Source organism: Vibrio sp. LB10LO1 (assembly GCF_010092875.1).
Taxonomy (GTDB): Bacteria; Pseudomonadota; Gammaproteobacteria; order Enterobacterales; family Vibrionaceae; genus Vibrio; species Vibrio campbellii.
This window is the reverse complement of sequence record NZ_JAADJW010000063.1, coordinates 1-9,043: the sequence shown is the minus strand read 5'-3', so window position 1 is coordinate 9,043 and position 9,043 is coordinate 1. Positions and strand designations below refer to the sequence as shown.

The window sequence follows — 9,043 nt, the reverse complement described above, 5'->3', positions numbered from 1 at the left end:
GAGCGGGAAGTTAATGTTCCCAACGTGGACTCCGAATACATTAGCGCAAACCAACTCCGTTATTACTTAATTGTAGTTGCAATAACGGGGCGGACCATACATTGTTGTATCTGAGGTTTGTGAATTCAAATCCAGCGTGGCGGCAGGAATGCCTGTCCAATCAACTCAGCCTACCGATATCATATGTTTAACGCAGATCCTCGACGTTATGATTCCTCAAAATAAAAAAGCGCGAGGGGTATGCCTCGCGCAAACTACTACATGGTGATAGTAGGAACAGCCTATAGAGCTGTGAACAAGGTGTTCTGAGTGCTTGGAGTCCAATCCGCTTGAGATACGTGTGGTACGTTGACTAGGTAGCGGAGACCTTGGTAAGTCACGACGTCACCAGCTTCATAAGCAACGTTTAGTGTCCAGTTAGTTGCAGGATCGGCATTTGTCCAAAGGCTAGATGTTGAAGACGGTGCCCAATCCTGTTGTGCGACGTGCGTTGTAACCGCTTTATAAACAGTACCTGAATGCGTTACGTAATCACCAGCAACGTATGCCTGGCCAACTTGCCAAACTGGTGTGTAGTTATCCATGGTATCGAAAATGTATCCTGCTTCTTTTGCGATTTGGATAAACTTAGCCAGCTTCGGTAAGTTTTTGGTTGCTCCCATGCCGCGTTTGCCATCTTCGAATAAGAACTCATGTGTTAACACGATAACTTTGTCTGCGTGTAGCGGAGTACCACAAGGGAATTCCTGCGCTTTGGAGTTGATAGGATTGATCGTTGTTGGCGCACAGCTGTTAAGAGCGGCGTCGACATAGCCTAGGAAAGGTTCTGCTTCCGTCAAACTGTTTGCTGGCATTGCAATGCCCCAGTTCTCCGGTGCCCAGTCGAGATCCCACCCATGAGTTTGATAGCCTTTATTCGCAAGAATATTTTGTACTTCAATGGAAGCTTTTACACTGTTTGATGTATTATCGGTGTCACACACATAGCCTGGTTCCCAAGGCTTTAGATCGTCAGAAGTTGCACACAAGCCATCCGCTTTGAAGTTCTTTGTTACACGCCAACCATTGGTGTAAGGCAATCGTGCAAACTCTTCACCGCGATAGTTTGGATAACTGTTGATATTCGGCAAGTATCTTTCCAACACTGCTAAATTCTCGGCAAACGTCCCCGCATCATAAACAGGATCTTGGTAAGAGTTGATTTGATGATCGCCGGTTGCATTACACTCAGCACCGCTGTTTGGGCCAAATTCTTCGACACAGTTATGGATCATGTGGGCGTAACTATGGTTAGCAACGATATGCCCAGTGTCTAGAGCAAGTTTAAGTGCTTCTAAAGCACGATCCTCATTCTCATCTCCAATGCCGTCCAAGTGCCAAGCGTTAAAGTAGAAAGTACCTTTAACTCCTTGTTGATTAAGCACATTAATAACGTCGATAGATGCATTAATCGGGCCGTCATCAAAGGTCAAATAAATGGTGCCTTTGGGGGCTTCTTGGGCATAAGAGAATTGAGATAGCGCAGAGCCTAAAAGTGTAACCATAGCCAGTTTTGTTAATTTCATTTTCTATTCCTTTGTTGAAATTAATTATGACATTGTCAGTAGTGAAATATTGATAGTTATAAATGTAATTAAATGATTTTTGTTATTTTGTTGGCTTTTATCCTAGACCTAATTAATTAATAAAAAATAGGCTGTATTTTCCAAAATGGGATTTGGTTCACGAACAATGCAACCGGTTGCGCTTTTTTGCGTTGGTTATTTTTGCTACAGTTTTTGTAGATTGAAATTTACACAACGGGAGTAAGGCTATGAAAAAAATTCTTTTATGCTGTAGTGCTGGTATGTCGACCAGTATGCTTGTAAAGAAAATGGAGCAAGCTGCTGAAAAGCAAGGGCTTGAGTGCAAGATCGATGCGTTGTCGGTAAACGCATTTGATGAAGCGATCAAAGAGTACGATGTGTGTTTGCTTGGTCCTCAGGTGCGATTCCAACTAGAAGAACTGCGTAAAACCGCACAAGAGCATGGCAAAAATATTGATGCTATTTCTCCACAAGCTTATGGAATGATGAAAGGGGAAGAAGTATTACAACAAGCATTAGAACTGATTAACTAATTCAATAACTTTAAATAGAAAGAAGAATGTCCACTAAATATAAATATTTGGTGTGGGATTCTTTTGTCTAAAAATAAGGATGGACTCTATGAAGCTTTATGATGCGATTATAGGAATAGTCGAAAAGCATATAGCCCCTATTGCGGCAAAAGTGGGAAATCAACCCCATGTTAGAGCAATGAGAGACGGATTTATTGTGGCAATGCCGTTTATTATTGTTGGTAGTTTTATCTTAATTTTTGCTTTCCCACCATTTGCTGAAGACACTACGTTTACACTCGGGCGAGTCTGGTTAGACTTCGCCACCACACATTTCGATACCATTATGATGCCCTTTAATATGTCGATGGGGATCATGACTATATTTGTCTCGCTTGGGGTTGCCTATAGCTTAGCCAAAGCGTACAAAATGGATGGGATCACCAGCGCGGTATTATCACTGATGAGCTTCCTTTTGGTTGCTGCTCCAGCTAAAGATGGAGCACTAGCGATGAAGCACATGGGCGGTACCGGAATCTTTACCGCGGTAATGTGTGCTTTCTTTGCGGTTGAGCTTTACCGCTTTATGAAAAAGCACAACATTACGATCCGCATGCCAGAGCAAGTACCACCTGCAATCGCTCGTTCTTTCGAGGTCCTTTTGCCAGTACTCGCTATATTCCTAACCTTGTATCCGCTAAGTATTTTTGTTCAAACTCAATATGACATGCTGATCCCTGATGCGGTTATGGCGATGTTCAAACCACTGATCAGTGCATCGAATACCTTACCTGCAATCATTGGTGCATTGCTGGTGTGTCAGCTACTTTGGTTTGCTGGTATTCACGGTGCGGCGATTGTAGTTGGTCTTCTATCGCCAATCTTCCTTACCAACATCAGCGCTAACATCGATGCGTTTGTTGCGGGTCAGCCAATTCCAAACGTATTCACCCAACCATTCTGGGATTTCTATATCTTTATTGGTGGTTCGGGCGCAACACTTGCGCTAGTGATGCTGATGTCATTTAGCCGTTCCGCGCACCTTAAGAGTATCGGTCGAATGAGTGCTGTACCGGGTTTCTTCCAAATCAATGAACCTGTGATTTTTGGTAGCCCAGTAGTAATGAACCCAATCCTGTTTATTCCCTTTGTATTTGCGCCAATCGTTAACGCAACTATTGCTTACTTTGCAGTACAGCTTGGCTTTGTGGGTATGGGGGTTGCGACTACACCTTGGACAACGCCTGCATTGATTGGTGCTTCATGGGGTAGTGGTTGGACGTTCTCACCAGTGCTGTTGGTGATTGGCCTACTGATTCTTGACCTCTTTATTTATCTGCCGTTCTTCAAGATGTTTGAGAAGCAGGTGATGGAACAAGAGTTACCTACGAGCAAAGAAAGTAAGGATGCTGAACAGCCATCTGGCGAAGGCGTGACTGCTTAATAGTAATTGGGCTGTCACATGGCAGCCCATGTTTCTGGAGAGAAAAGATGGAACAAGAATTAGTCGTAATGGAAATTATCTGTAATGCAGGTGAAGCCAGAAGTTTGAGCTATGAGGCATTGCGTTTATCGAGAGAGAAGGATTTTTCAGCCGCAGAGGAAAAGCTTTCTCAAGCAAGAGAGTGCATCAACAAAGCCCACCTGATTCAAACCCAACTAATTGAAGAAGATCAGGGGGAAGGCAAAGTGCCAATGACCTTGGTGATGGTACACGCTCAAGATCATTTGATGACGACCATCTTAGCGCAAGAAATGGCAGTGGAAATTGTCGCGTTGAATAAGCAGATAGCAGAAAAATAAGGACGTCGCTATGCCAAGAAATGCAATTAAACTCGCCATTATTGGTGGTGGCAGTAGTTATACCCCAGAGCTTGTTGAAGGCGTAATAAAACGCTTGGAGTTCTTGCCTGTAAAGCAAATGCACTTTGTGGATATTGAGTCTGGCGCGGAGAAATTGGAGATCATTAAAGGCTTAGCACAACGAATGGTCGACAAGGCAGGGGCGGATATTGAAATCAAAGCAAGCTTTGATCGCCGAGATGCGATTAAAGACGCTGATTTTGTTATGACTCAGTTCCGCGTTGGTGGCTTGGCTGCGCGAGCGAATGATGAGCGAATTCCGATTAAATATGACGTTATAGGTCAGGAAACAACAGGGCCGGGTGGCTTTGCCAAAGCGCTGCGTACTATTCCGGTTATTCTTGATATTTGTAAAGACATTGAAGAGTTAGCGCCTAATGCGTGGATGCTCAACTTTACTAACCCTGCAGGTTTGGTGTCAGAAGCGGTCAGTAAATACACCAACGTAAAGAGCATTGGTTTGTGTAACGTTCCGGTGTCTATGGAAATGATGATTGCTGAAATGATGGATTGCGAGCCGAAAGAGCTTCAACTTGAGTTTGCAGGTTTAAATCATCTTGTTTGGGTATTGAAAGCGTGGCTTAAAGGCAAAGACATTACGCAAACCGTACTGGAGAAAGTTGGGGATGGCGCTAACTTCAGTATGAAGAATATCTGGGAAGAACCGTGGGATCCGGCATTTCTTAAAGCGCTTGGAGCCATTCCTTGCCCGTATCATCGTTACTTCTATCAAACCGATGCGATGTTAGCAGAAGAAAAGCAGAGTGCAGGTGAGCAAGGCACGCGAGCAGAGCAAGTTATGGCGACAGAGAGTGCGCTATTTAAGCTGTATCAAGACCCGAATTTAGACCACAAACCAAAAGAGTTGGAAGAGCGAGGCGGTGCCTATTACTCAGATGCGTCATTAAACCTCGTCGACTCAATTTATAACAACCGTAACAGTATCCACGTAGTGAACGTGTTAAACAATGGGGCTATCAATGGCTTACCTGATGATGCAGTGATCGAGTGTAGTGCTGTAATTGGAAGTTGGGGAGCGAAGCCACTTGCGGTTGGTGAGCTATCAAGCAATATCAAAGGCTTACTTCATCAAGTTAAAGCTTATGAGCAACTCGCTATCGAAGCAGCAGTTGAAGGAAGCTACGACAAAGCACTAATGGCGTTAACCAATAACCCACTTGTTCCAGATATTGGTCGAGCCAAGTCCATATTGGATGAGATCTTAGCAGTGAACGCCCCATATCTACCTCAATTCAAATTAACAACGTTATAGAGCGAGGAGACACGCCAATGAAAGTAATTTTTAATGCCGATGATTTTGGCTTAACTCCCGGTGTGAATAAAGGCATTGTTAAAGCCCATCAACAAGGAGTGGTTCGTTCAACCACTATGATGGTGGGGATGAATGCTGAAGAACATGCCGTGGAATTAGCAAAGCAAAATCCGAACTTAAAGATTGGCGTGCATTTGCGTTTTACCGCGGGTGCCCCGGTAGCAGGGCACCCGAATCTTACCAATGGTCAAACGCAGTTTGTTAGCTACGATGAGCTATGGAAGAAACAAGATTTCGAAGAAGAGGTGGTTTACCAAGAGGCAATCGCTCAAGTCGAGGCATTTCTAAAATTGGGATTGCCTCTGAGTCATTTAGATAGCCATCACCATGCGCATACACACCCACAGTTGCTTCCTGTGATTCGCAAAGTTGCTCAGAAATATAAAGTGCCTTTGCGCGGCAGCGGTTTGTGCCATACAGAGAGTAAGGTGAAGTACTACTTTACCGATGAGTTTTATGATCAAGGAGTTAGTTTGGATGGCATCATGAAGCATTTGTTGGGCTTGAAAGCTAAATATGATGTGGTTGAAGTGATGTGTCATCCGGCTGAGGCGGATCAATCCTTATTATTGAAAAGTAGCTATGCCTTACAAAGAGAGCTGGAACTTCAAGTGCTGACTTCTCCAATACTGAAACAAGAATTTGCTCAGCATGGTATGACAGTCACGGATTACTCGGCTCTCATTTCTTCAAGTAAAGTCGTCAGTGTATGATTAAGGCTGTCAGCATCGACCCCTATACACCTTACGATTTGCTGGCAGCCACTTTTTTGTATTATCACCACGAATAAAACATAAGTAGTTGGATCTAGTTGTATTATGGCAAGGATAAAAGATGTAGCCGAACTTGCGGGAGTAAACCGTTCCACTGTGTCTCGCATTATTAATGGGGAAGGCAAGTTCCGCGATGAGACGAGAAAGAAAGTTGAAGCTGCTATGGCGGAGCTTAACTATCGCCCAAGCGCTATTGCTCGTTCACTGGCGACTTCATCTAGTAACATGGTCGGCCTCTTGGTTACTTACTACACGGGTGGATTCTTTGGTGAGATGATGGAACAAGTGCAGACCGAATTGGACATGCATAAGAAATTCCTGATTACTGCGCAAGGCCACCATTCTGCTGAAGGGGAACGAGAAGCTATCCAACGCTTTAATGACCTACGTTGCGATGGCTACGTGCTGCACAGTCGTTACCTATCTGATGATGACTTGCGAGAACTTGCAAAGCAACCAACGCCATTTGTGTTGCTCGATCGTTATGTCGAGGGTATTGAGGAGCGCTGCGTTACCTTCAATCATCATCATGCTAGCCGAATTGCTGTCGAGCACTTAATCGTTGGTGGTCATAAAAATATTGCCTGTATCACAGGCCCCTCTCAGCGTCATAACAGTTTATTGAGAAAGCTCGGCTATGTTGATGCGATGAAAACTGCTGGTATTGATATAGACGAGAGCTGGTGTGAAGAAGGTAATTACGGACGTCAAAGTGGCTACGACGCAATGGCCGCTATTTATCACCGACATCCTGAAGTGACGGCTGTGTTTTCATGTAGTGAAGAGATGACGGTCGGAGCAATGCAGTTCTTGCATGAAAAACGCATATCAGTACCAGAGCAAATCTCATTAGTAAGTTTCGATAGTGTGGATCTATGTGAAAGTCTCTACCCTACGGTATCAGCTGTTCATTTTCCTATCAGTGATATGGCAAGAGTCGCTGTACAAACGTTAATGGGTTTAATTAAAGACCAGCAATTACATACCAAGCCAGTATTTGAAGCGGAACTAAAACTTCGTAAAGCAGACCGCACACTTTCCTAACTCTATTTCTAACTCCACTCTGTGCAAGTTTGTTGATGGCATGCACAGAGCTGCTTTATTCACTCCCCTTATTGATGAATTCATTTACAAAATCTACTAGTATTAGATGCTTATCATCAAAGTCTTATCAGCAGTGGAACAGTGGCAGCAATTAAACTTACAGTGGATCGTATTCAGCCCGGGTTACATATCCGTCTTCCGCTAAAGTGGAACGATCACCCGTTTCTACTCAACAGCTTCAAAATTAAAGACCAAGAACAAGTGGAGATGATCCGTCATCTTGGCGTGAAGTTCGTATATTTTAATCCTGATCAAAGCGATGCCTCCCCTTTACCGGCGAATCAACCTCAAGCAGAAGTAAAGCAAGTTCATGCGTTAGATCTTGAAGCGCAAAAACTATGGCAAGAAAAACAAAAGCGAATTGAAAAGTTGAGTGCTTATCGTCGTCGCGTCATCCAATGCGAAAAAGAATTCGAACGCTCGCTTGCTCGCATGCGTTCAGTTATGACCAAGATTCGCAACCGTCCTGCTGATGCAGTAGGGGAAGCGAAGCAACTCATCGACGATATCGTTGAGAAGTTAATGTGTGATGACAATGTGACTCTTCATTTGATGAACGGAAAGAATGAATTTGAAGATATCTATTTCCATTCTCTCAACGTTGCTGTCATTGCGATGATGATTGGGCGAGCGAAGGGTTACTCTGCAGAGCAACTCAAAGCGCTTTCTTTTGCGGCTTTGTTCCATGATATGGGCAAAATCAAAATTCCAACAGCCATATTAAGGAAGCAAGTTCCCCTCAGTGAACCTGAAAGCAACTATCTAAAGCTGCACACCAAGTATGGCTTAGATATGGCTAATCAGATTGAAGGCTTTCCAGAAAGTGCAAAGACGGTAATAGTACAGCATCACGAGCTTCGTGATGGCTCAGGCTACCCTGAAGGCCTAAAAGGAGACGAGATTGATGAACTTGCACAAGTGATTATTGTAGCTAACGCTTTTGATAATCTGTGCCATACCCCGGTTGCTGCTGAGCAAAAAATCCCATATACGGCACTTTCCCACTTATATAAGAACTGCAAACACCTATATAAAGAAGAGAACCTTAATATCTTAATTAAGTTTATGGGAGTGTTCCCTCCAGGGACGGTGGTTCAACTTTCTAATAATATGGTGGGTTTGGTTATCTCAGTGAATGCATCTCATCTATTGTTTCCGAATGTGCTGGTCTACGATCCAGCGGTTCCCAGAACTCAAGCGCCAATTATCGACCTTGCATCAAAGGATATAAAGATAGTTAATGCGATTCATCCATCTAAATTGCCGGAAAAAATCAAAGAGTACCTCAATCCGCGTTCACGCATTTCTTACTTCTTCGATAGTGATGAGTAGTTATCCACAGCTTTTTGTGGGTAAATTGTAGAGATCCTGAGTGTTATTTCTGGGTAATTTTAAGGTTGGATGGAAAGTATCCATTTGGCATGTTTTTTTAGAAAAAATGCATTTTTAGTATTGCCAAAGAAAATCTTCTCCCTATAATGCGCATCCATCGACACGGCAGATGCCATAAGGCTTCAGCAAAGTCGGAGAGGTAAAAAGCTTCTACGAAAAATTAGTTGAAAAAAGTGTTTGACACTCTCAATTATCTCGCTAGAATGCACCTCCGCTTTGAGAGAAAAACTTCTTGATAAGCAAGCTCTTTAATAATATAGACCTATCAATCTGTGTGGGCACTCGTTGATGATAATCCAATTAGAAGCTTCGGCTTCAAATTAGGTTTCAATGATACGAAGTGACCATTGAGTCGAAAGACTCAGCACAGTCAATTCAAACATTACTTTATGTAATGTTCAGTATTCATTGAGCCGAACAAAATCTTAAATTGAAGAGTTTGATCATGGCTCAGATTGAACGCTGGCGGCAGGCCTAACA

8 protein-coding genes are annotated in these 9,043 nt (G+C 43.4%); 7 read left to right on the top strand and 1 reads right to left on the bottom strand.

The genetic code is table 11. The features are described from left to right. Window positions 1-281: 281 nt before the first annotated feature. Complete coding sequence (gene cod, locus GXP65_RS24185) at window positions 282-1,565, bottom strand: chitin oligosaccharide deacetylase (RefSeq protein ID WP_162093905.1); 1,284 nt, start codon at window positions 1,563-1,565, stop codon at window positions 282-284. A 248-nt stretch (window positions 1,566-1,813) separates the two neighbouring features. On the opposite strand from cod, the gene GXP65_RS24180 reads away from it, so the two are divergent. From GXP65_RS24180 to GXP65_RS24150, 7 genes are all read left to right on the top strand, one after another. Then, window positions 1,814-2,119: a PTS sugar transporter subunit IIB gene (locus tag GXP65_RS24180; protein ID WP_005448803.1), complete on the top strand. Its 306-nt coding sequence runs from the start codon at window positions 1,814-1,816 to the stop codon at window positions 2,117-2,119. Window positions 2,120-2,207: 88 nt separating this feature from the next. After that, complete coding sequence (locus GXP65_RS24175) at window positions 2,208-3,542, top strand: PTS sugar transporter subunit IIC (protein ID WP_010450374.1); 1,335 nt, start codon at window positions 2,208-2,210, stop codon at window positions 3,540-3,542. Between the two features lie 47 nt (window positions 3,543-3,589). Beyond that, window positions 3,590-3,901, top strand: coding sequence for a PTS lactose/cellobiose transporter subunit IIA (locus GXP65_RS24170; RefSeq protein ID WP_162093904.1), 312 nt, complete (start codon window positions 3,590-3,592; stop codon window positions 3,899-3,901). A gap of 10 nt (window positions 3,902-3,911) precedes the next feature. Further along, window positions 3,912-5,234, top strand: a complete 1,323-nt coding sequence (locus GXP65_RS24165; RefSeq protein ID WP_005432872.1) for a 6-phospho-beta-glucosidase — start codon at window positions 3,912-3,914, stop codon at window positions 5,232-5,234. A 17-nt stretch (window positions 5,235-5,251) separates the two neighbouring features. Beyond that, entirely contained in the window at window positions 5,252-6,007 is a 756-nt protein-coding gene (chbG, locus tag GXP65_RS24160; RefSeq protein WP_162093903.1) for a chitin disaccharide deacetylase, read from the top strand. Window positions 6,008-6,112: 105 nt separating this feature from the next. Continuing rightward, window positions 6,113-7,111, top strand: coding sequence for a LacI family DNA-binding transcriptional regulator (locus GXP65_RS24155; RefSeq protein ID WP_162093902.1), 999 nt, complete (start codon window positions 6,113-6,115; stop codon window positions 7,109-7,111). Between the two features lie 141 nt (window positions 7,112-7,252). Further along, complete coding sequence (locus GXP65_RS24150; RefSeq protein ID WP_038891180.1) at window positions 7,253-8,503, top strand: HD-GYP domain-containing protein; 1,251 nt, start codon at window positions 7,253-7,255, stop codon at window positions 8,501-8,503. Window positions 8,504-9,043: the final 540 nt, after the last annotated feature.

What these genes read in the sequence shown, in the direction of transcription:
- cod (WP_162093905.1), bottom strand. Translation starts at nt 1,565, where the DNA reads ATGAAATTAACAAAACTGGCTATGGTTACACTTTTAGGCTCTGCGCTA.
- GXP65_RS24180 (WP_005448803.1), top strand. Translation starts at nt 1,814, where the DNA reads ATGAAAAAAATTCTTTTATGCTGTAGTGCTGGTATGTCGACCAGTATG.
- GXP65_RS24175 (WP_010450374.1), top strand. Translation starts at nt 2,208, where the DNA reads ATGAAGCTTTATGATGCGATTATAGGAATAGTCGAAAAGCATATAGCC.
- GXP65_RS24170 (WP_162093904.1), top strand. Translation starts at nt 3,590, where the DNA reads ATGGAACAAGAATTAGTCGTAATGGAAATTATCTGTAATGCAGGTGAA.
- GXP65_RS24165 (WP_005432872.1), top strand. Translation starts at nt 3,912, where the DNA reads ATGCCAAGAAATGCAATTAAACTCGCCATTATTGGTGGTGGCAGTAGT.
- chbG (WP_162093903.1), top strand. Translation starts at nt 5,252, where the DNA reads ATGAAAGTAATTTTTAATGCCGATGATTTTGGCTTAACTCCCGGTGTG.
- GXP65_RS24155 (WP_162093902.1), top strand. Translation starts at nt 6,113, where the DNA reads ATGGCAAGGATAAAAGATGTAGCCGAACTTGCGGGAGTAAACCGTTCC.